The organism is Bacteroidota bacterium, from assembly GCA_018816945.1.
In the GTDB taxonomy this organism is placed as follows: Bacteria; Bacteroidota; Bacteroidia; order Bacteroidales.
On record JAHIVC010000055.1, the window covers coordinates 61,665 to 84,002 of the forward strand.

Genomic DNA, 22,338 nt, shown 5'->3' on the forward strand with positions numbered 1-22,338 from the left:
ACTATCGGGATTCGTTCAACTTAGAATTTTTATAGCGCTAGCACTTATAAAAATTTAGTTTCACGAATAAACAATGAGTGGAGAATTTGCTGAATCAATGATAATATGCAGGACAGAAGGCCCATCAAACTAATAAAATCAAGTGAAATCAGGAACCATTTCACCATGGTTGAAGCGATTGATGCAATGGCTGAGGCATTTGAAAGTATGTCGTCAGGGAAAAGTTTTGTGCCTCCACGGCATGTTACCACGCATGGGGAGCCACCGATTACACTATTTCTGAAACCTGTATTTGTTGAGTCACTTAAAAGAACTTCAATAAAAATTTTGACCCAGAAACCCTGTGGATCAAGTAACGGAATACCTGCAATTGTTGGTGTTGTGATGCTGATCGATTCCCTCACAGGCGAAGTACTTTCAATCATGGACGGTGAATATTTGACTGCATTGCGAACCGGGGCTGCAAGCGGATTGGCCACAAAATATTTTGCCCGTGCAGATGCCGACACTTTGGCCATATTTGGTTGTGGGGCACAAGGCAGGACTCAACTTGAAGCAGTTGCTGCAGTTCGTAAGATCTCAAAAGTATGGGTTTTTGATAAAAATATGGAAATGGCCGAGACTTTTATTACAGAAATGAAAACAAAAGTTGATGCCGAAATTAAAGTTTCCGAAAATCCGGAAGTATTAAAAAGCTGTGACATCATTTGTACCGCCACCAATGCAGAATTCCCATTATTCATGAAGAAACATATAAAAAAGGGAGTGCACATCAATGCGATTGGGTCGTATAAACCATTGATGCAGGAAATCGATCCTTCTATTCTGCATAATGCTTCGATATATGTCGATCAAATGGAAGCTTGTATGGCAGAGAGTGGTGATCTCATTAAACCTATTAATTCAGGATTATTCACTGCAGATCATATAAAAGGTGAGATTGGGAATTTTATTTCAGGAAAAATAAAAGGAAGAAGTTCAGATAGTGAAACGACTGTTTTTAAAAGTGTTGGGGTCGCCATACAAGATTTTGCAGTGGCCAATAAAATATATGAAAAATCATTGAATGGTAAATTTGGTCAGGAAATCAGGCTTTTTGATTAAATTCGGGACTTAGTGATGCGTTGAAATATTTATAATAAATCGAACAAAAAATTCATAAAGAAAATAAATGAAAAAACTTCCCGGGATTTTTAATGATGTCATTGGACCTGTAATGCGAGGGCCCTCCAGCTCACATACGGCTGCTTCATGGAGAATAGCGAGAACCTGTCTGGATATTTTAAGTGAACCGCTCAAAAAAGCATTGATCGAATTCGATACCGAAGGAGCCTGGGCACCAAATTTTCGGGAACAGGGAACTGACATGGGTATCAATGGCGGGTTGTTGGATATCGAGATAGCCGATCCGCGCCTGAAAAATACATCGAAAATCGCAGAAGAGAAAGGAATCTCAATTACTTATGAAATCAATTCGTTCCCAACCAAACATGCCAATACAGTCCGAATTTCGTTGGAAGGTGTTAATGGAAATAATATTCAGGTCGTAGCTGTTTCTATTGGAGGTGGATCGTTCGAAATTCAACAAATCGATCATTTTAATGTTAATATTTGCGGCGATTATAATGAGCTTATCATTTGGAGTAAAAATATTTCATTATCGCCTGATGGCTTAAAATCAATGCTTCCTCCAGATGTCATACTAATCCAATCTTCAAATGATAAAGGAAATCTCATAAATATCAAGTCCCCGAAGAGAATTCCCGATAAAATTATTGAACAGTTAAAAAGCAATTCAAATATCGATAAGATTATTGTCATTAATCCTGTCATGCCAATCATTTCAGGGAACGAAAGTGAGATGCCTTTTACGACCATCGCTTCCCTATCAAGTTATGCAGAGAATGAAAATCTGGATTTAGGCGAACTTGGGTTAATTTATGAGCAATGCCGCAGCGGGCTTTCTGAAGCTGAGCTTCTGAATAAGATGAATACTCTTATTGAAATTATTGATACCAGCATAAAAACCGGATTGGAAGGAACCGTTTACAAGGACCGGATTTTGCAGCAGCAATCTCATCTGATTCATAAGGCTGAAAAAAAAGGACGGATTCTTCAGGGTCAATTGGTGAATAAAATAGTGGCAAATGTCTCAGCAATTATGGAAGCAAAAAGCGCCATGGAAGTTATTGTTGCCAATCCAACAGCAGGTTCATGTGGCACTGTTGGTGGGGTTCTGAAAGCAGTTGCTGAAGACCTAGGTTCAAGTAAAAAAGAATTAACAAAAGCATATTTCGCTGCCGGGATTGTTGGTGCCTATTTTGCTGCCGGACCCGGATTTTCGGCAGAAGAACATGGGTGTCAGGTTGAATGTGGAGCTGCATCCGGAATGGCTGCGGCAGGCATAGCACAATTGTTTGGAGGAACGGCTAAACAAGCCATTGGTGCGGCTTCCATGGCCATTCAAAATATGATCGGATTGGTATGCGATCCGGTGGCCGACCGCGTTGAAGTACCCTGTTTGGGGAAAAACATCAGTGCCGCAATGAATGCACTTTCCTCAGCAACCATGGCATGTTCAGGATTTGATGCAGTGATTCCTCTCGACGAAGTGATAGAGACTGTTTCAAGAGTCAGCAAACAAATGCCAACCTGTGTAAAATGTACAGGTAAAGGGGGATTGGCGATTACCACTACTTCAATTAACTTAAAAAATTTCATGAATAATCTTAATACTTAATCATAATACCATGATAAAAAAAATCACCGGACTTTTACTTATAGCGTTGTGTCTCTCGGCAGGAGTATTAGCACAAAAAACAGTTTTTACCCGTCAGGACACCCTAAGAGGATCCATTACTCCTGAACGTGCCTGGTGGGATTTGACCTATTATCATTTAAGCCTAAAAGTCAATCCTGCAGACAGTAGTTTTGTTGGGAGCAACCTTATCGGATACAAGGTAATTGAATCAAATCAATTAATGCAAATTGATTTGCAGCCACCCATGAAAATTACACGAGTCATTCAAAATGGAATTGAGCAAAAATTTGAGCAAGACGGAAATGCCTGGTTTGTAAAATTAACAGATCAACAAAAAAAGGGGGAACTAAAGTATGTGTTGGTTGAATATGGGGGAAAACCCCATGCAAGCAGACGACCACCCTGGGATGGAGGAGTAAATTGGGGCAAAGATCTTGAGGGTCGTCCATTGATCACTACTTCAAACCAAGGCATTGGCGGAAGTATTTGGTGGCCGGGCAAAGATCATCCTTACGATGAACCCGATAGTGTATTGATTAGCATTACCGTTCCTGATCCATTAATTAATGTATCGAATGGAAGATTGCGAAATGTGGAACACCACTCTGATAAAACCAGTACCTACAATTGGTTTGTTTCCAATCCCATCAATAATTATGGGGTGAATATCAATATTGGAAATTATATCCACTTCGGTGACGTTTATAAAGGCGAAAAGGGCGATTTGGATTGTGATTACTGGGTACTTGATTATCATCAAAAAGAAGCCAAAGTACAATTTAAACAGGCTCATCTGATGCTGGAAGCTTTCGAACATTGGTTTGGCCCCTACCCCTTTTATGAAGACAGCTATAAGTTGGTTGAAGTTGCTTATCCCGGCATGGAACACCAAAGTTCGGTTACCTACGGGAATGGATTCAAAAACGGTTATGTTGGTCGGGATGTTAGTAGTACCGGTTATGGGATGAAATTTGATTTTATCATCATTCATGAATCGGGTCACGAATGGTTTGCAAACAGCATTACAAACTGGGATGAAGCCGATATGTGGATCCATGAAAGTTTTATTGCGTATTCCGAAAACCTGTTTGTTGACTATTTCTGGGGCAAGGAAGCCAGCGCGGAATATTGTCGTGGAACAAGATTAAATCTTGACAATGATCGTCCGATAGTTGGCGTTTATGGTGTTAATTACAATGGATCGCACGATATGTACTCCAAAGGAGCAAATATGCTGCATACTATAAGGCAATTAATCGATGATGATGAAAAATGGCGTCAAATTTTGAGAGGTTTAGGGAGCGAATTTTATCACCAAACGGTAAAAAGCGAACAAATTGAACACTTCATTAGTGAAAAAAGCGGAATTGATTTACAACTGTTTTTTGATCAATATTTGCGTGATACAAGAATCCCAACTTTTGAATACGCACTCATCAATGGCCAAATGCAGTATCGCTGGACGAATTGTGTTAAGGGATTCAATATGAAAGTAAAAGTTTATGTTAATGACCAAATGCATTGGCTCGACCCAACACAAAGATGGCAAAAAATGAATCTGGAAGCCCCCATCCGATTGGTAAATGTCGATCAGGATTTTTATGTGGCTACCTTCAAAGTAACAGAAATAATTGAGCAGAAATAGTTGTTTTAGAAATGATCTACCCTACCACAAATTAGTTGGGTTAAAGAATTCAGAATATAGAATGAAGAATAAGATTATGATTTTAAATTCTGACTTCTGTATGCTGAATTCTTTTGAAAACATTAAACAAAACACAAGCTCAATCTGACCGATAAAAATCGTTTTATGTCAGCTGCTAAACATTTATCTGCCCCCTGCCGGTAGATTTTCCATCAAATAACGGGTCATCGACATACGAAGATGTAATGAAGTATTTTCACGCTCATTAATACCGTGCGAACGCATTGGATATACAAGCATTGAAAAATACTTATTATGCTTGATGAGCTCATCAACCAGCATTTCGCAACTCTGATAATGAACATTATCATCGCCCGAACCATGGATTAAAAGCAGATTTCCCTTTAAGTTTTTAGCAAAGGTAATTGGGCTGCCCTGTGCAAAACCTTCCGGATTATTAGCAGGTGTATCCATGTATCGCTCCTGATAAATGGTATTGTATAATTTCTGATGGCTGACAAACGCAACGGCTATTCCGGTTTTGTATATTTCAGGATATTTAAACATACAGTTGAGCGTCATGGAACCACCTCCACTCCATCCCCAAATGGCAATCCGATCGGGATCGATAAAATCCCATTCCATGATTTTGCGGGCAGCTGCAGCCTGATCATCGGTAGCGATAATGCCTATTTTTTTATAAATGCTCTTTCTCCACTCTCTGCCTCGTGGCACATTGGTACCCTGATTATCAATACTTATCACAATATAACCTTGTTGGGCTATAAATTCGTGATATAAATCCCTGCTATAGCTATTCTGAACAGTACTTCCTGCCGGTTCGCCATACACCTGAAACAGCACGGGATATTTTTTTGAAGGATCAAAATTCAAGGGTTTTATCATCCATCCGTCAAAAACCAACTCATCCGAAACTTGAATCCTGAAGAATTCTTTTTTAGGAATATTGTATCCGGCAAGCTTGGCTTTTAATGCTGAATTGTCCTCCAGTACATTAAGGGTTTTATGATTTGGCAAACTTACCACGTCTATTTGAGGAAGAGTATTTGAATTTGAAAAAGTATGAATGGCAAACTTACCGTCAGGTGAAATATTATATGAGTGGTGCCCTTTTCTATCAGCGGGTGAAAGTCGCTGTGGCTCTCCATTGCCGTCGAGTTTGCTTCTGAATAAGTAACGCTCGGTTGGGGTATTGGGGGCAGCAATATAATAGATCCACCCTCCCTTTTTATCAATAGTGAGTAAATTGATTATTTCAAAATCTCCATGTGTGATCGGTTTAACCTCTTTTCCATCTCTCGAAATCTTGTATAAATGCAACCATCCGCTATTGTCACTTCTCCATGTAAAATATTTTCCATCATCCAGCCAGGTTAAATCATCATAAACATCCAGCCAGGTATCCACCTTTTCGGTATAAATAACTTTTGCTGAACCGTTATTCGCATTTCCAAAATAAACAATATTGGTGTTCTGTTTTCGGTTGAGTTGCTGAATAATAATTTCTTCGGAAGAGTTAGCCCAATCCATGCGTGCCAAATAATGATTACGCGGATCACCGGGGATATCCATCCATTTTGTTTTAAGGGTTTCAATGTCCAGCACCCCGATTTTTGAGGCAGAATTTTTAGTGCCTGCTTTAGGATAGGGCAACGGGATCAGTTTTGGGTAAATCGAATCGATATTATTGATCATGTAAAAGGTACCGATCCCCTCAGTGTCCATTTGCCAGTATGCAATTTTTTTAGAATCAGGGCTCCACCTGAAACCGTCGCGTAAATTTAGTTCCTCTTCATAAACCCAGTCGAAGGTCCCGTTTACGATATTGGCTCCACCATCCTTAGTTAAGGGGGTAATAACCTGAGTAGCTAAATCCTCCATGAAAATATTCTGTTCGCTCACATAGGCAATTTTTTTGCAATCGGGCGAAAACTTGGCAAACATTAAGGTGGTTGCCTTTAACGTCTTTCCAATTTGTTGAAGTTTTCCTGATTTTAAATCAAGTACCCAGTAATCACCCCGGGTATTATATCGCCAAACCCTTCGGGTATTTGTAAAAATCAGGAGTTTCCCTCCGTCTTCCGACCAACTGTAATCACTGATTTCAAGTGGAGACTTTTCACCAACCGGCACAAAGGATTTAGCCTTTATCAGAACTATCCGACTTCCTGTTTCAGGATTATACTTGATGATATCCCTGCCACCATCTGCAGAACGCTCAAGCGTAGTATATCCTGATCCATCTGACAACCATCGTGCGGGTCCAAAGCCTTTTGTTGGAAATTCATTCGTTGAATAAAGTTTTTCAAGTGTTAAATCCTCTTTCTGCCCACAACTTAAGAGCGAGATGAATGAGAAGATTAAGATTAATGAGATGGACTTCTTTTTCATATGTTTATAATTAGTTTTTTAATTGTCATATGGAACTCGCCATCGAGAATTATACGTCTGTGTGAGATGATGTATCATGGCTCGTTTCATGATTTTAAATTTATTTTTACTTCAATCAAATTTAAGGCAATTAAATCATAATATTATCGGTTTTGTTATCAATAACTTAACAGATAGTAAACTATTTTACGATCTCCGAAAATACAGAAAGAGTTTCGATATTCAAACACTGAGTTCCTTTCATCGACAAAATGATTGATTATTCAGCGATAATTTCAATTACAATTCGGCTATACATTCAATTTCCACCAAAGCATCCAAAGGGTTTTTCTTTACACTAATTGTGGAACGGGCAGGTTTATGACCGTCAAAGCGTTTCTCATATACTTTGTTCATTCTGTGAAAATCATCCATGTCTTTCAAAAAAACCGTTGCTTTGACAATGCTTTTAAGGGTAAGGCCCATACCTGCTAAAATTATTGAAATATTATTAAAAGTTCGTTCAGTCTGATCCTCAATGCTTGATCCTTCTAACTTTTTTGTAGCAGGATTCACCGCTGCTTGTCCTGAAACAAACACCAAATTTCCAACTTTCATTGCATGGCAATATGGCCCTATTGCGTCTGGTGCCCCTTTAACATAAATTGCTTCCATCGTTTTAATGATTAATGATTATTTTTTATTGTTTATTTTCAAATAATGAATTCAAATTTACAACCTTAATTCGGGTTAATAATGAATACAAAGATCATTAATTTTACTTATGCAATTTTAAAAATGTATTGAAATACTGATTGTTATTAACCCAGTGATGGATCTTAATTTTTTTAAAATAGTGCTTGGTTCATCCATGATCTTAGATGATTACTTTGTTCATTTATTGGACAAGATATTTCATCATGTCCATTTTTTACAAATTAATGGACATGATCACTTGCTTTTACCAAAAAATGAACATATTTGCAACACGCCCAAATCATTGCAAAGAATAAAGTGTTTTGGTTTGATGTTTTTATTTATCGCATTAATCAATTCGTTTAGGCAAAAACCATAAAAAAACCGGTTGTTAAACCGGTCTTTTTATTATCTCTTTTCGAATTCTGCTTTCCCCTTATCGAGAAATTCAACAAATCCATTAACGCTTAGATCAAAAGCACGGGGCTCAACCAGTTGGTTACCTTCATGATCAATCAAAACATAATAAGGCTGCGCGTTTACACGGTATTTTTCCACCTGAAAATCTGCATTTTTTTTGCCAATGGTTTTCTTTACTTTACCATCAATTTTTGAAGTCACCCAATCCGATTCTGCCATTTCCGTGCGATCATCAACATATAAAGCGATGATCACATAATCTTCGCTCAATCGTTTTAATACTTCGGGATCGGACCAAACATTTTTTTCCATGACCTTACAATTGGTACAAGAATGTCCTTTAAAATCTAGCATCACAGGTTTATTTAATTTTTTGGCACAAGCCATTCCCTGCTCATAATCGAAGTATCCCTGAAGTCCGTGAGGTAAATGCAAAATATCGCCATATTTGGGCTCTTCACAAATTTCCGATTTTGGGCCAGAACTTACCATAACAGGTTGTTTTTTCCCAATTAATTCAACTAAGTCAAAAGAAGATTCGGTAGGTAAGAAGCCAGAAATTGCTTTTAAAGGAGCTCCAATCATCCCCGGAATTAAATAAACCACAAAAGTAAAAGTGGCGATTACCAAGAATAATCGAGGAACACTGATGTGATTTACATCACTATCGTGAGAGAATTTGATTTTTCCCAAGAGGTAGAATCCCAATAAAGTGAATAAAACAATCCAAATAGCAATGAAAAACTCACGAGATAATCCCCAACCTAATGCCTGGTTTGGAACCAAAAGGAATTTTAATCCCAGAGCTAAAATGATAAAACCAAGAACAACTTTAACCGAGTTTAACCAACCGCCTGATTTTGGAAGTTTTCCCATCCATGACGGGAATAATGCAAGTAAGGTAAACGGTAAGGCAAATGCCAATGAGAACCCAAACATCCCAACTGCAGGCATGATGATGCTACCGGTTGATGCTTCAACCAATATTCCACCAACGAATGGCGCTGTACACGAAAATGAAACCAATACCAATGTTAAAGCCATGAAAAAGGCTCCGATAATTCCACCTTTATCCGCTTGCTGGTCTGATTTATTAGTCAGTTTTGAAGGTAAAACAAACTCGAATAAGCCAAAAAAAGAAGCTGAAAAAATGGCAAACAATAAAAAGAATATCGTATTTGTAATCCAGTGGCTACTTACACTTTTAATCGAATCGGAACCAAACAGAACAGAAACCAATACCCCGATAAATGTGTAGATTATAATGATAGACAAACCATAAACCATCGCATTGGTTTTTGCCTGTATTTTGTTTTTGCTGCTGTTCATAAAGAACGTAACAGTCATGGGGATCATTGGGTAAACACAGGGTGTCAGGACTCCAACAAAACCAGACATCAAAGCAATGAAAAAGAAAACCCATAAGGATTTATCCGATGAATTTGTATCTGAATCACCAACCGAATTTTGCGCTTCTACTGCTTTTGCAGCCGGAGTTTTTGCGTTATCTGTAGTTCCGGTTCCTAAATCTTTAAATTCAAATTCTATTTCGGTGGGGGGCAAACACTTGGTATCGTCACAACTCATAAACTCGATTGAACCCTTAATGGTTGTAAGCGAATTTCCTATAATTTTAACCTTTTGCGTAAAAACCCCTTGATGAGAAAAATAGCGGATCATCATCTCAAAGTTGGGATCATAAACCTCAATTGATTCCGTTTCTTCAACAATTCCGATGAATTCAACATTGGCATTTTCGGCAAAGGTGAACAATGTGGCCGGTGGTTGCATCTCGATTTTCTGAGAATACATGTGCCAGGGCTCATCAATATCTGCTGTAAAGATTAACTCATATTCATTATTTCCCAGATTTTTGCTGGCAAAGCTCCAGTGTACCGGTTGTTCGACCTGGGAGAATGCACTCATGAAGGTGAGGCTGATTAAAAGTGAAATAAGAAAGGTTTTTTTCATCAGAATGATTTAAATAGGATTATAAAATAATAAGCAAATTTAATAAAAACATATAGCAATTTAGATATGAATTTAACTTATTAACTAATTTTTAACAGACTCAGATTGAAATGTTTCATTCATATTTTTCAGGCTTCATCAATAATCAATCCTTTTTATTATATATCAAAATTACACATGATGGCTTAAAAGGTCAAAATAAGTTTTCAACTATGAATCGAATGAAATATTAATCTACAACAAATAAGACAAACAAAAACAGAAAAAGAGTGAATGAGGATTAAATATTTTACCTTAGGATTAAATTTATAAGCATGCATTCTTATATATAAAAGGGGCCGCACCAGCAGCTAAATTTATTTAATGATTGAGTGCCAGTCTGGTCTGGCGGGCACTCAATCTTCTCAACACCTTAATTAATAAACTTTTTGGAGAGTACTTTTTAAAAAATACATTTTGTAAATACCAAAAGGTCCAATTATATCCGTTAGAATAATTTATAATTTAACCTTCTTTGGTATTGCTCCAATAAATATTTATCAAGCCATTGATAAAATTCCTGGATGTCTTTTGGTTTTTTGGTTCCGGCATCAAGTTCACCAATTAATTCATTAGCTTTTACGGCAATTGTTTTTTCCATGTGCCGAATTATTTGCGTGTAACCTGTTCCTTCACTATTTATAACTGCCGATAAATTAATATAATTTTGCCCATTGTCACTTTTAAGAGGGAAACATTCTTCTTTAAATTTTAATCCAGCGGTATTAAGAGGAGATTGCAGGTCCTTACCCATTGCAACTACTTTTGGAAGTTCTCCTGCTGATAACCAGGTAGGAACAGCAACAGTGGTCAGAGGGAAACCTATAATGGTCCACATCATCATTTCGTCCACATGTTTTGAATCTCTTGCTCCTACAAATATGTACGATGAGGAGGTTGATACTCTTGGTATATAGTCCATGAAGAATCTGAATTCCGACACATCTCTTTGAGCCGGCATCTCATCCGCCAAATCTGCTTGGATTCTGGGATGATACAGACTTCTGGATATGGCATTAATAAGATATTCAGGTGCTAATTTTTTCTCTAATGCTGCTTGGTTGAGGATTATGCTTGCATTGTTAAACCTGTTAAATCCAGATCCAAGTTCCTTATCCCCACTCATTGAATGGTTCGTTCTAACAACGATGCCATAAGGTGCTTGTTTTGGATCATTCGCATCCACTTTTACATATTTATAATTTCCGGTCTCATAATAAGCCGCTCCACCATTTGCATCAATAACCCCATAATTTGAATTGACGCCCATTGGCTTTGTCAGTGTATCCAGGAAATGTTCAAAATCTTCAAGCGAACAGCAGACCATCAGCGCCAATTTTGTAACAACTCCATCTTGGTCACCAGGACTTGTTGAATCCCCAACATTATTGTTATAGGCAGCAGTGTTCATAATGGCGAATCCTTTTTCATTATAACCACCCCACACTGAACTTTTCATACCTCGTTCAGTACTATTGGTCACAGCCATGTACTTGTATTTACCATCATTATATATGACTAGAGAGTTCCTCATTTCACCTGTATCCCTGTTTTTTAAGAGAAGAGGTTTACCATCAACAGTATATTTTCCTGAAATAATAAATGACGTGCAGGCATCAGCCTGATTATGAAAAATGACAAAAAAGGATATAATGCTTAAGAGGATTAATTTTTTCATTTTAATGGTATTTTAAGATTATTTAATTTTTTTATTCATTTATGAATCGGCCTTAAAAACAAAGCCAGATTTATAGCCATTACTTAAATTTATGATTTTTTATTGAGAGCACAAGAAATCCTTTCATTCTAATTCTGGATTCCTAAGAAAGGGAGGGCATTTACCATGCCCTCCCAATTCAGAAACGAAAACACAATTTACTATAGGTTTACCTTAGTTTTTGCATATAAGCCCGGTTCAGCCGGTGCATTACTATTTGATTCTACCTCATCAGCCGGATACAAAAATCGTTCAACATTTTTAGTAGCCGAACCTATGTTTAATGGGAAAGGTACATCAATGTCCGAATCTGACTTTTGGAGTCTCCTTGTGTCATCATAAGGCATAAATGTTGTAAACCCTGACACATATCTTTCTTCAATAATTTCCCTTAGTAAAGCCCTTAATGGAACAATATTATCTGTATTTTCCATTCCACCAGCATTAAAATCTGCTTCAACATAGGCATCATATTTTTTTGTAAGAGCTGATACACTTGTGTTAAAAAGTGCACCTGTAGCTAAGGCTGCCCTATAAGTATTTAAATGTCCGAGCCCTGTTGTAAACCCTTGGGTTCTGGCACCTGCTTCAGCAAGAGTTAAAAGGTTCTCCTGATAAGAAACGATTTGCTGAGGTTCGTATGCTGCTGCAATACCGGTATTAGCTGTAAAACTATTATAATTAATAGTGTAATACTTAAGTCTGGCAGCCTCGTTTGTTTTTGCGTTATTGCGTGAAACCCCACTTGTATTATCCAATAATCGTGTAAGGAAATTTCCTGTTCCAACATTGTATGAATTCGACAAAGTAAGATAATATTTATTTGTGGTGGCATTTACACCTGAATTCTTAGGTTTAAACATCATGCTATTATCCTTTGAAGAAATTCCATTTTGTGCAGCTGCATAAGCAAGATCGTATTGTTTTGTCAGCATATAATAACGAGCCTTTAGTGTGTAAGCCGTTTGAAGCCATTTAGTTTTGTTACCGGCAAATATATAGTCTTGAGCAACTACACTAGCCCCTGCACTGCCAAGGTCATTTATAGCGTCAGAAAGAAGCGTTTGTAAAGCAGCAAAAATTTCCAGTTGATCATCAAATTTTGGATTTTCAACATCGCTTACAGCTTCTGAATAAGGGATATCTCCATATAATGAAGCATAAGTTCCTATAGCGTTTGCTTCCAACACTTTTGTCATCCCCTGATATAATGGATTGTCGGTTGTTCTATTACGAATTTCCCGGACAGGTGCAATTACTCCTTGATAGGCCTCCCAGTCAAAAGTTATAGTTGTAACGTTATATTCATACTTTGTTTTCTCATCCTGGTTAATACCCTCTAATTGTCCTGAGTAAAATCCGGCTACACGATTAAATTCTCCACATTGTAAAACTATATTAGCCAATTCGGCACCATTCATAAAAAGGCCGGGATCAACAGCAGTAATTGTAAGTTGATTTGGATTGTCATTTATTCCGTCCACCATTTTTTCGCAACTTGATAATCCAATTGTCGCAAAAACAAGTAAGTATTTTAAATTTTTTGTTTTCATAAGATCATGTTTTAAATAGTAACTTGAAGATTAAATAATACAGAACGTGTACCTGGATTATTAAAATAATTCATCCCTGAAACATTACTAACGCCATAATAATTAGAGTCAGGATCGACACCTACCAATTTGGTCCAAAGGATCAAATCTCTTCCGGTAACAGATAATCTTAAGGAACTGAATGTCATTTTTGATGTTACTTTAAGTTTTTTGAAAGTATATCCAAGAGTTATATTACGAAGCTTGGTCCAGGTTGCGTCTTCAACAAAAAAGTCATTAACGTGACTAAAACCTAAACCTCCGCCTCTACCATTATACCATGCCTCATCAAGGATAACCATTCCACCGCCAAAGTCTTGAAGATTACCTCTCACAATATCTCCTGTATGATATTTAATTGTTCCATTTACTGATGCAACATTTGGCATGTCAAAAGGTATCGTTACTTCGTTTGATACATCAACATGTTGTCCAAAACCATAAAGCGTAAGTTTTGTCCTATCTAAGAAATCTCCACCTTGTGAATGTTCGAATAAAACACTCAAATCAAAATTTTTATAATTTAATTGGAATCCTATACCACCTCTCCAATCAGGATTTGGATCTCCAAGAACCCTTGCTTTTGTATCCAACTGCGGATACCCGTTTGCATCAAGAATTAATTTGTTGTTTTCATCACGCAGTGACCCGGCTATATAAAAAGAACTCATAGGGTATCCTTTAACCGCTTTTGAAGTACCTCCAATATCCACGGTTTCGGCACCGGCAATGTCAACTACCAGATTTTTATTGTTATTAAAATTAGCACTTACTGTTAATCGCAAATCCTTTTGTTCTATTATCTTACCGCTTAAATCTAATTCAAATCCTTTGTTTTCAATAACTGCAGCGTTTTTATAGTTAAAAGTATAACCGGAGCTGGGATTGGTTTTTACAGCAAAAAGGATGTCTTTAATTTGGTTTTTATAATAGGTTAAGCCAAATTCAATCTTGTTTTTTAAGAATCTTAGATTGGTTCCAATTTCCCATTCAGTTTTTATTTCAGGTTTCAAGTTTAAATTACCTTTTGTGGTTGATAACGTGTAACTACCTCCAAAATCTGCATAACCGGCAGCAGCTAAAGTGTAAAATCTATATGGTGCTGGTTGGATACCCACTTTTCCATAGGCAAATCTTAACTTTCCAAAACTTAAAACATCTGATTTAACCAAATCGGTAAATTGCCATGCCAAATCTACTGATGGATAAAAGAAAGTTCCTTTAATAGTAGAAGCAGCCTCAACAGCACCTGAAACCGTAACGAACAATTGATTGAATACACCAAAATTAAGTATTCCGAATCCACGATTTGAACGAATTTGTGTCTGAGTGGTTTTCCATGTAGATGCAGACTTATCCGGATTTAAATCAGAGGTATAAAGTCTTGAATCAACTGCAAATGGTGAAAGGGTATTGACGTCCATAAATCGATTTCTGTCATTGTAATTTACCCCTAAAGTTGCCTCCAGTTTTACATCTTTGTTTAAATCATGTGTTGCGATGGCAATTGCATCAAAGTTAATCTCCTTGTTTCTAATATCGGTTTGAGTCCACAAACCAACGCCTCTGGCTGAACTTGATGAGCCAATCGGGTAAAATTCGCTTCTTACATCATTGTAATAGTCAAGACCTCCCCTAACAATAAACTTCAGCCACTCTGTCGGATAAATTTTTAATTCCGGGTTGATTATAAATCGATCAACATTATTGGGCGATTGTTGCTCATATATAGCCCATAAAGGGTTGGTATAACTTGGGGCCGCTGATTGTCCAATATGAGCATTGAAATACATTCTTTGTCTGTTCGGATAAACAGTTCCGTTAGCGGCAACATATGTTCCGATGTAATCTGACATATCAAAATCCGGTGCTGAACGATAGAGTCCAATTAAAACACCATTTGTAGTTTCGCCGGCTGTAATGGTCCTGTTTGACTTTGTGTTTGCATAAGTAATTTTACTATCCAGGGTCAACCAGTCATAAAGTTGAGTCTTGGTATTCAGCCTTAAGTTTTTTCGGTGATAATCGTAATTTCTAACAATCCCGTTTTGATCCAGGTTTTCAAAACTTAAAAAATAAGCTGTTTTTTCGCCGCCACCTCTTATTGAAAAGTTATGTTGAGCGAATGAACCCGTACGGAAAACCAGGTCCCGGTTACTTTCCACATAGGTTTCTTTTGAGTTTTTCTTAGTTATCAAATAATGTGTATTTCCGGTAGTATTTGAAATAAAGCTTCCCCCATTTACATTTACTTCATCAGCCGCACCCGAACGATCTGCAATTTTGTCGCCCCATGATAAGTTTGTGTTCATCGCCCATACACCACCTTTACCTTGTCCGTATTTATCTTGTAATGGTTCAAAAACACTAGCCTTATCAAAAGATTGGGTAAATGAATATTCTACTACTGGTTTTTGGTTCATCGTACCATTTTTGGTAGTAATAACAATTACACCATTTGCTGCCCTTGAACCCCAAAGTGCTGCTGCTGAAGCACCTTTTAAAATTTGCACAGACTCAATGTCTTTTGCATTGATATCATCCAACCGTGATTGTTGGGTAACAGTAACACCTCCTATATTATCATTGCTAACCGGCATACCATCTATAATAATTAAAGGTTGGCTTGCTCCTGAAATGGTGTTGGTTCCCCTGATAACGATTGATGAACCTGATCCCGGATCTCCGCTTGATTTATTGATCTTCACACCGGAAGCCTGACCTGCTAAAGCATCAATAAGCCCTGCTGATCCTGATTTTTTCACATTATCAGCATTAACAATCGAACTTGTTGATCCTGTTTCGTCAACTTTTACAGTTGTTCCAAGAGCCGTAACAATTACTTCTTCCAGCTCACTTAAACTTGTCTTCATCACTATATTAATAACGGTATTATTCATTACCGCTATTTCTTGATCTTCGAATCCAATAAATGAAAATGCAAGAATTGCTTTTGCATCAGGTACCTCAAGCGTATAATTACCATCTCTATCTGTGGTAACACCAGAAGTTGTTCCTTTTATCATAATGGTGACACCCGGTAAGCCTAATCCATCTTCTAAACTTGTAACTTTTCCTGTTATTTTAATTTTCGGAACAGGTGTTTGTGGTACCTCATTTTTTAGTTTTGCTGCAGGTTTGATAACAATAACTTTATCAACAATTTCATAGTTCAAGCCAGAGTTTTCAAAACATAACATAAGGACCTCATCAAGTGAAGCATTCTCAAGGCTTATATTAATAGTATGTTTTGAATTAATTTCTTCATGCGCATAGAAAAATTCATAGTCGCATTGACTCTGAATTGCCTTCAAAACATCTTCTATACTAGCATTCTTCAGACTTAAATTGAGTCTGGGTTCCTGTGAATATGCATTTGCAGTGATCTGAAATGCAGTGATTAGAATGATAAAAATTTTTAGCTTCATAATTAAGAAGAAATTTCTCCTCGCATGAGGAGAAGAATTAGAAAGTAAATTTTTCATAACTTTGTTAAAATTTGGTTTAACTTAATGTTCATATCTGGGATTTTTAAGAATATTCTGTTAAGCTTACGGAGGATGTTGCCGCATCCTCCGTTTTATTTAAGCCTACTTTCTACTAACCAAAACGGTATTTTCAATTATTTCAAATTTTACATTTGTTGCTAATTCAATAATGTGTAATGTTTGTTTGATATCATTGTATTTATATAAGGTTCCGGAAAAATGTAAATTTTCCGCATTCGTATTTAAAAAGGTAATTTCAGCGTCATACCATCTGGATAATTTTGTCATCACATTTTGAAGGTTTTCATATTCAAAAATATATTTCCCTGCTTTCCATGAAGTATATAATTCAGTATTTACCTTAATTTCCTGAAGATTGTCTAACGTTTTATCAAATTTAGCCTGCTTGCCTGGCACCAGAACAAGATTATATTTTGAGGCTTTTACCTTTACTTCCCCATCAACCAAGGTGGTTTCTACTGAATTTTCATTAGGATAAGCCATTATATTGAACGAAGTTCCTATTACTTCTACCTCCATATCATTTGTAGATACGATAAATGGCCTGATTTTATCTTTGGTTACCTCAAAATATGCTTCACCTGTTAAATAAACTTTCCTGATATCTGACGAAAATTGAGTTGGATACTTAATTGCCGAAGAAGCATTTAACCATACTTTGGTACCATCGGACAATGTTACATTAAAGACTTTACTTTTTGGAGTGATTAAGGTATTAAATTGAATTTCTTGTTGAGTTATGGCTTTATTATTACTGTACAAGATTTCTGATTTATCTTTAGTTATCTGTGTTCCATCAATCTCTATAATAGAATCCCCCTTTAACGATGCGGCAAGGCTTATAATTGTTCCATCTGCCATTATTAATGAAGATTCTTCCAGTTCATTAATTTGTTCCTCAAGTTTATTAAACGAAATATATGATTCCGAAGATGAGGTTCTTTGATATAAAAAATATCCACCTATTAATAAAGGGATGGCTAAAATTGCAGCGTACTTAAGAATTGATAAAAGAATCCTTTTAGATCGCACTTGCTTTTTGCTCATCTTTTTATTTATATTTTCCCAAGCTTTAAGGCTATCAATTTTATCGTGATCCTTAATTAAGGCATAAAGGTTTTCCTTTTGCTTAAATCTTTCATATAATTTTTGGTTATCCTTTGAATGAGATAACCATTCCTGAAGAGTTTTCGTCTCCTCTAAATTGGCTTCCTGATTTAACGCTTTAATAATAATATCAGGAATTCTAAGGTAATTTTCTTTTTTCATATGCTAAATAGATACTTATTAAACAGCCGATGTTAAAAAAGGGACTAGTCTTCAATTAAAAAATGTTAAATTTTTGTTAATTATTAAAATGGATAAAAAATGCAATAATGAGAAGACTTATATCCTTTAGATTTTCTTTAAGAAACTTATAAGCGGAAGCTTTATGTGTTTTAACGGTATTAATTGAGATTTGTAAATGATCAGCAATTTCCTGATTTTTATGTCCTTCCAAATTCAAATAAAGCACTTCTTTTGCTCGTGGCGGCAATTTGTCTACCGTATGCATTATTAATCGATTCGTTTCTTGTTCGATAAAATGTTGAAAGAAGAAATTTTCGGTTTTTTCAACATATAAAATTCTATCTTGATATCTTTTTTTGACAGCTTCGTGTTCAATCACATTTAGCGCTTTGTTTTTAGCTGCTTGATATAAGTATGCTTTTAAGGCGAGCGTATTTGAAAAAAGTATCCTTTTTTCCCAAATTTTTATAAATACTTCTTGCGCAATATCTTCCGATTGTTCAGCATTTAAAATAATTTTTTGAATAAATAAACTGAGGCTTTTATAATAAGTATCAAAAATCAACTTAAAAGCAGATTTATCTCCTTTACTTAATTTTAAAAGAATTTCAGATTCCATTATGCGCATTTAGGAAACAAATATAGAAAATTAGATTTAAACTAAAATTCCATAAGCTTATATGGATTCTTTCTTTGATTTAATTGTATAATAAATGGATACTTTTTCTTACATCTAAATTGGAAACTAACTAATCCCTTTTTTGATTCTTCCTGTTTAAGGATCATAAATATAAGATATTTTGATAAATTTTAAACTGTTTCAATTACTAAATTCTTACAACAATGTTAAATAAGCTATTCATTTTTTTTATTGCAACAGGACTCTCTTTCAGCACATTCACACAGGCCAAAGAAGACCCTGAAACGTTCAATCTAACCAAGGTAGGACAGGATGTTCCGGATTTTTCATTTACTACGATTGATGGCAAAACTTATCAAATGTCTGAACTAAAAGGGGAAACCGTTCTTCTTCTCTTTTTTGCTACCTGGTGTGCTCCCTGTCAGAAAGAAATGCCCCTAATTGAAGCCAATGTTTGGCAGAAATACAAGGATCGCGAATTTAAGGTCCTCGCTTTCGGACGGGATCACTCAATGGAAGAAATTAAAACTTTCAACGCGAAAAAAGGCTTCACTTACCCAATTGGTCCTGATCCCGGTAAAACAATTTATGGGAAATTTTTTACAAAATACATCCCTCGAAATGTGCTTGTAAATAAAGACGGAAAAATTATTTACCAGAAACAAGGTTATACTGAAGAGGATGCAAAGATATTGAATGAAATAATCGATAAGGAAACAAAATAATAAAACAATCCCAATTTTTAAGACTTGGTTCACGATCAGGTTGTGAAACAACTCTTTCGTGTGCTAAGTTTTTTAAATTAAGAGACTGAGGTTGAATTATTCTGCACTATATTCGATTTGAAGGATATTTTTTGTTTTTGAAGTAATTTTAAATCGGTTATCGATTTGATGCCCGATAATCCAAACGATATCATCTCCTGAGCATAACAACCAACTATCCTCTTTTTCAAAAAGTGAGAATTTTTGGTCGATAAAATAGTCGCTTAATTTCTTTTTAAAATTACTTCCCAAAGGAAAAAAATAATCTCCTTTTTTCCATTTACGGATGCTTAAAGGAAAAGTCAATTTTCCCTGGTCGAGACTCGCGACGTGCTTTTCTGTTGAAAATTCAAAAGTTGAATCTTTAGCAAAACTGCTGAGATTTAAACAAATTGGCTTTTCTATTTTTTTTGTCCTGTCGGATATAAAAAATTCTTTTTCTGCTTCCTTTTTCAAGGCTCTGATCATCAACTGAGTTCTATCTTTAATCAAATGGTGTGTATCTGAATAAAATTGACTCCCCGATCCACTGTTCAAATTTTTAATGATATCCTCAGTTGTTTGAAAGCTAAATCCAAATTCACGGATCAGTTCATATAAATAAGTTGAAATGGGTCGAAGTTTTTCAAGTTCATGAATTGAAATTGAATATTCATTGTGATGCTCTATCAGTAATTTTTCTCTCGTTTTATTTATTTGCGATGTATAAATTTCTTCTGCTTCTCTGAAGCGTTTCATATTTGCATCAAAAGTATTCAAATAGGCAGGATCAATATCTTCCAAAACCGTCAACAAATGATGTCTGATTTTATTGCGTAAGTATTTATCAGAGGCATTGGATGAGTCTTCGCGATATGTTAATTGAGATTTTTCAATAAATACGGCAATTTCCTTCCGTGTTGTAAAGAGCAGTGGGCGTATTAAATTTCCTTGCATGGCCCTGATCCCGTGCAAGCCTGAAATACCTGTTCCACGCAATAGGTTAATAAAAAAAGTTTCAAGCTGATCGTCCTGATGATGACCCGTGGCAATTTTGTGATAACCATTTTCTGACCGAAGTTTCTCGAACCACTCGTATCGTAAGTCCCTGGCAGCCATTTGCGTTGAAATTCCTCGCTCCTTCTCAATTTGATTGGTGTCAAATTCGATATAGAAGAAAGGAACTTTATATTTATCAGCCAGTTCTTTAACAAATAGTGCATCTCCATCCGACTCCTCGCCCCTCAATTTAAAATTGCAGTGTGCTATCCCGAAATTATAAGCAGCCTGTTGAAATAACTCGCACATAGCTACAGAATCCATGCCACCACTAACTGTCAGCAGGATTTTATCCTCTGAATTAAAGAGCTTATTCTGTATAATGTAAGATTTAAATCTTTCCAGCATCCTGCAAAATTAACAAATGGATGGTATTAAAACACCTAAACTATATAATAAGCTAGCTTTATTATCAATTGGCTTCTTATATATTATCATAAATATAATCGGGAGAAAGCTGATAAAAAAAATTATAAATGTAAAGCCCCCGAAACCTAATATTACAGTTTTCGGGGGAAATTTATGAATCATTGTTTTAAAAGAAAAATTACAATTATTTTGAAGTCCAGCAATTCAGTTAATCTTTATGTTAAAGATTTACTCCTATTAAAGCCGAAAACGTTACCAGATTTAAGGAGTCAGAATTAAAAATACAGACGACTCTATATTAAAGCCTCGTCAAAATTTCAAATTCAAGAAACTTCCTTTATAGCTTGTATAAAAATCCGGGTTAATTCGTTTACAGGTTTTCGTAAAATACTTGGATTAATTTTGAAATAAATAAACCCATCATTATGATTTACTGCTGGCAGAAAAACATTCATTGCTTCCAGAGCAACAATCAACCTTGTGGCATCGATATGATTAAGGTTCATTTGAAACACATTACTTCCATTCGGAATTTTAAATATATCTATATCTGACTGTGCTTGTAGCTCATTAAAAAAAACATCAGCTTGTTTCAAACTTGCTTCATAATCGGATAAGAAACTATCCAGATAATGGTTTGCTACAGCAGCAAAGGGCCATACCTGAATCACCCCACCCCCAAACATTCGTCGGGTATGAAAAAGATCCTCGATAAATGTTTTTTTACCTGCTAAAATAGCACCTGAAGCCGCATTAAAGTTTTTATATAAGGAAATGTAAACGGTATCAAACAGTTCCACAAAATCGTTCGGGCTTTTATCTGTATGAACACAAGCATTGAAAAGACGCGCGCCATCAAGATGCATCTTGATATTATTTTTATGTGCAAAGGCAGATATTTCTTTCATCTTGTCAAAATCAAACAATTGATTATTATATCTGCGCACCGGAGATTCAATGCTAATAACTCCTATTTGCGTATCTACCCTACCTTCGTTTGTCCGCAAGTATTCTTTTTCAACCTCTGCTAAATTAAAATCAACTTTACCTTTACCAAGCGGAATTAGATTTAGTCCACTCAAAATATTGGCACAATCGCCGGAATCACGATATAAATGACTATCCGACTGAACCAATACTTTACGATTTTCGCCAGCCAGTTTCCGCACAGCTATGTGATTAGCCAAGGTTCCGGTAGGCATAAAAATTGCACTTTCGGTTCCCAGTATCTTAGCCATTCCTTTTTCGAGTTCCTCAACAACCCCTCCCAAAGAATAATCATCGATTGAAATTCCAGCATTGGCGGACAATTTTGAGAGCAGGTTACTATATTCAGCCGGGGTAAAATCCAAGCCATCGCGTGTAAAATTAATTTTTTTACTGTCAATTTTCATCTGGTGGTCCTCGCTGATTCTATCAGAAAAAGCGATTGAAGGAACCGTAGCTGCAACTGTGAGTATGCTTCCTGTTTTAATGAAATTTCTTCGTTTCATATC

At 36.1% G+C, this 22,338-nt stretch carries 14 protein-coding genes; 4 read left to right on the forward strand and 10 right to left on the reverse strand.

Annotated features, from left to right (window positions below):
* Positions 1-105: 105 nt before the first annotated feature.
* From KKG99_08555 to KKG99_08565, 3 genes are all read left to right on the forward strand, one after another.
* Positions 106-1,104 (forward strand): ornithine cyclodeaminase, encoded by a 999-nt coding sequence (locus tag KKG99_08555; protein MBU1013045.1) that lies wholly within the window; start codon positions 106-108, stop codon positions 1,102-1,104.
* A 67-nt stretch (positions 1,105-1,171) separates the two neighbouring features.
* Positions 1,172-2,740 (forward strand): L-serine ammonia-lyase, iron-sulfur-dependent, subunit alpha, encoded by a 1,569-nt coding sequence (locus KKG99_08560; protein MBU1013046.1) that lies wholly within the window; start codon positions 1,172-1,174, stop codon positions 2,738-2,740.
* A gap of 10 nt (positions 2,741-2,750) precedes the next feature.
* Positions 2,751-4,406, forward strand: a complete 1,656-nt coding sequence (locus KKG99_08565) for a M1 family metallopeptidase (GenBank protein ID MBU1013047.1) — start codon at positions 2,751-2,753, stop codon at positions 4,404-4,406.
* A 183-nt stretch (positions 4,407-4,589) separates the two neighbouring features.
* Here KKG99_08565 and KKG99_08570 read toward each other — a convergent pair whose 3' ends face one another.
* The 8 genes from KKG99_08570 to KKG99_08605 all read right to left on the reverse strand — a co-directional run bounded on the left by KKG99_08570 (position 4,590) and on the right by KKG99_08605 (position 18,650).
* Positions 4,590-6,818, reverse strand: coding sequence for a S9 family peptidase (locus tag KKG99_08570; protein ID MBU1013048.1), 2,229 nt, complete (start codon positions 6,816-6,818; stop codon positions 4,590-4,592).
* 279 nt (positions 6,819-7,097) lie between these two features.
* Complete coding sequence (locus KKG99_08575) at positions 7,098-7,472, reverse strand: Rid family detoxifying hydrolase (protein MBU1013049.1); 375 nt, start codon at positions 7,470-7,472, stop codon at positions 7,098-7,100.
* A 429-nt stretch (positions 7,473-7,901) separates the two neighbouring features.
* Positions 7,902-9,884: a thioredoxin family protein gene (locus KKG99_08580; protein ID MBU1013050.1), complete on the reverse strand. Its 1,983-nt coding sequence runs from the start codon at positions 9,882-9,884 to the stop codon at positions 7,902-7,904.
* 487 nt (positions 9,885-10,371) lie between these two features.
* Complete coding sequence (locus tag KKG99_08585; protein MBU1013051.1) at positions 10,372-11,601, reverse strand: C45 family peptidase; 1,230 nt, start codon at positions 11,599-11,601, stop codon at positions 10,372-10,374.
* A gap of 200 nt (positions 11,602-11,801) precedes the next feature.
* Positions 11,802-13,193, reverse strand: coding sequence for a SusD/RagB family nutrient-binding outer membrane lipoprotein (locus tag KKG99_08590; protein ID MBU1013052.1), 1,392 nt, complete (start codon positions 13,191-13,193; stop codon positions 11,802-11,804).
* Between the two features lie 11 nt (positions 13,194-13,204).
* Entirely contained in the window at positions 13,205-16,660 is a 3,456-nt protein-coding gene (locus KKG99_08595; GenBank protein MBU1013053.1) for a SusC/RagA family TonB-linked outer membrane protein, read from the reverse strand.
* 162 nt (positions 16,661-16,822) lie between these two features.
* Complete coding sequence (locus KKG99_08600) at positions 16,823-18,010, reverse strand: FecR domain-containing protein (protein MBU1013054.1); 1,188 nt, start codon at positions 18,008-18,010, stop codon at positions 16,823-16,825.
* Between the two features lie 76 nt (positions 18,011-18,086).
* Positions 18,087-18,650, reverse strand: a complete 564-nt coding sequence (locus tag KKG99_08605; protein ID MBU1013055.1) for an RNA polymerase sigma-70 factor — start codon at positions 18,648-18,650, stop codon at positions 18,087-18,089.
* Positions 18,651-18,874: 224 nt separating this feature from the next.
* Here KKG99_08605 and KKG99_08610 point away from each other — a divergent pair, with 224 nt between their 5' ends.
* Complete coding sequence (locus KKG99_08610; GenBank protein ID MBU1013056.1) at positions 18,875-19,396, forward strand: TlpA family protein disulfide reductase; 522 nt, start codon at positions 18,875-18,877, stop codon at positions 19,394-19,396.
* Between the two features lie 96 nt (positions 19,397-19,492).
* Here KKG99_08610 and tilS read toward each other — a convergent pair whose 3' ends face one another.
* The gene (gene tilS / locus KKG99_08615; protein ID MBU1013057.1) at positions 19,493-20,821 is read right to left on the reverse strand and encodes a tRNA lysidine(34) synthetase TilS; all 1,329 of its coding nucleotides are present in this window, start codon (positions 20,819-20,821) and stop codon (positions 19,493-19,495) included.
* A gap of 344 nt (positions 20,822-21,165) precedes the next feature.
* Entirely contained in the window at positions 21,166-22,335 is a 1,170-nt protein-coding gene (locus KKG99_08620) for a hypothetical protein (protein MBU1013058.1), read from the reverse strand.
* Positions 22,336-22,338: the final 3 nt, after the last annotated feature.

Excerpts from the sequence above, each read along its gene's own strand:
- KKG99_08555 (MBU1013045.1), top strand. The coding sequence starts at position 106 with ATGCAGGACAGAAGGCCCATCAAACTAATAAAATCAAGTGAAATCAGG.
- KKG99_08560 (MBU1013046.1), top strand. The coding sequence starts at position 1,172 with ATGAAAAAACTTCCCGGGATTTTTAATGATGTCATTGGACCTGTAATG.
- KKG99_08565 (MBU1013047.1), top strand. The coding sequence starts at position 2,751 with ATGATAAAAAAAATCACCGGACTTTTACTTATAGCGTTGTGTCTCTCG.
- KKG99_08570 (MBU1013048.1), bottom strand. The coding sequence starts at position 6,818 with ATGAAAAAGAAGTCCATCTCATTAATCTTAATCTTCTCATTCATCTCG.
- KKG99_08575 (MBU1013049.1), bottom strand. The coding sequence starts at position 7,472 with ATGGAAGCAATTTATGTTAAAGGGGCACCAGACGCAATAGGGCCATAT.
- KKG99_08580 (MBU1013050.1), bottom strand. The coding sequence starts at position 9,884 with ATGAAAAAAACCTTTCTTATTTCACTTTTAATCAGCCTCACCTTCATG.
- KKG99_08585 (MBU1013051.1), bottom strand. The coding sequence starts at position 11,601 with ATGAAAAAATTAATCCTCTTAAGCATTATATCCTTTTTTGTCATTTTT.
- KKG99_08590 (MBU1013052.1), bottom strand. The coding sequence starts at position 13,193 with ATGAAAACAAAAAATTTAAAATACTTACTTGTTTTTGCGACAATTGGA.
- KKG99_08595 (MBU1013053.1), bottom strand. The coding sequence starts at position 16,660 with ATGAAGCTAAAAATTTTTATCATTCTAATCACTGCATTTCAGATCACT.
- KKG99_08600 (MBU1013054.1), bottom strand. The coding sequence starts at position 18,010 with ATGAAAAAAGAAAATTACCTTAGAATTCCTGATATTATTATTAAAGCG.
- KKG99_08605 (MBU1013055.1), bottom strand. The coding sequence starts at position 18,650 with ATGGAATCTGAAATTCTTTTAAAATTAAGTAAAGGAGATAAATCTGCT.
- KKG99_08610 (MBU1013056.1), top strand. The coding sequence starts at position 18,875 with ATGTTAAATAAGCTATTCATTTTTTTTATTGCAACAGGACTCTCTTTC.
- tilS (MBU1013057.1), bottom strand. The coding sequence starts at position 20,821 with ATGCTGGAAAGATTTAAATCTTACATTATACAGAATAAGCTCTTTAAT.
- KKG99_08620 (MBU1013058.1), bottom strand. The coding sequence starts at position 22,335 with ATGAAACGAAGAAATTTCATTAAAACAGGAAGCATACTCACAGTTGCA.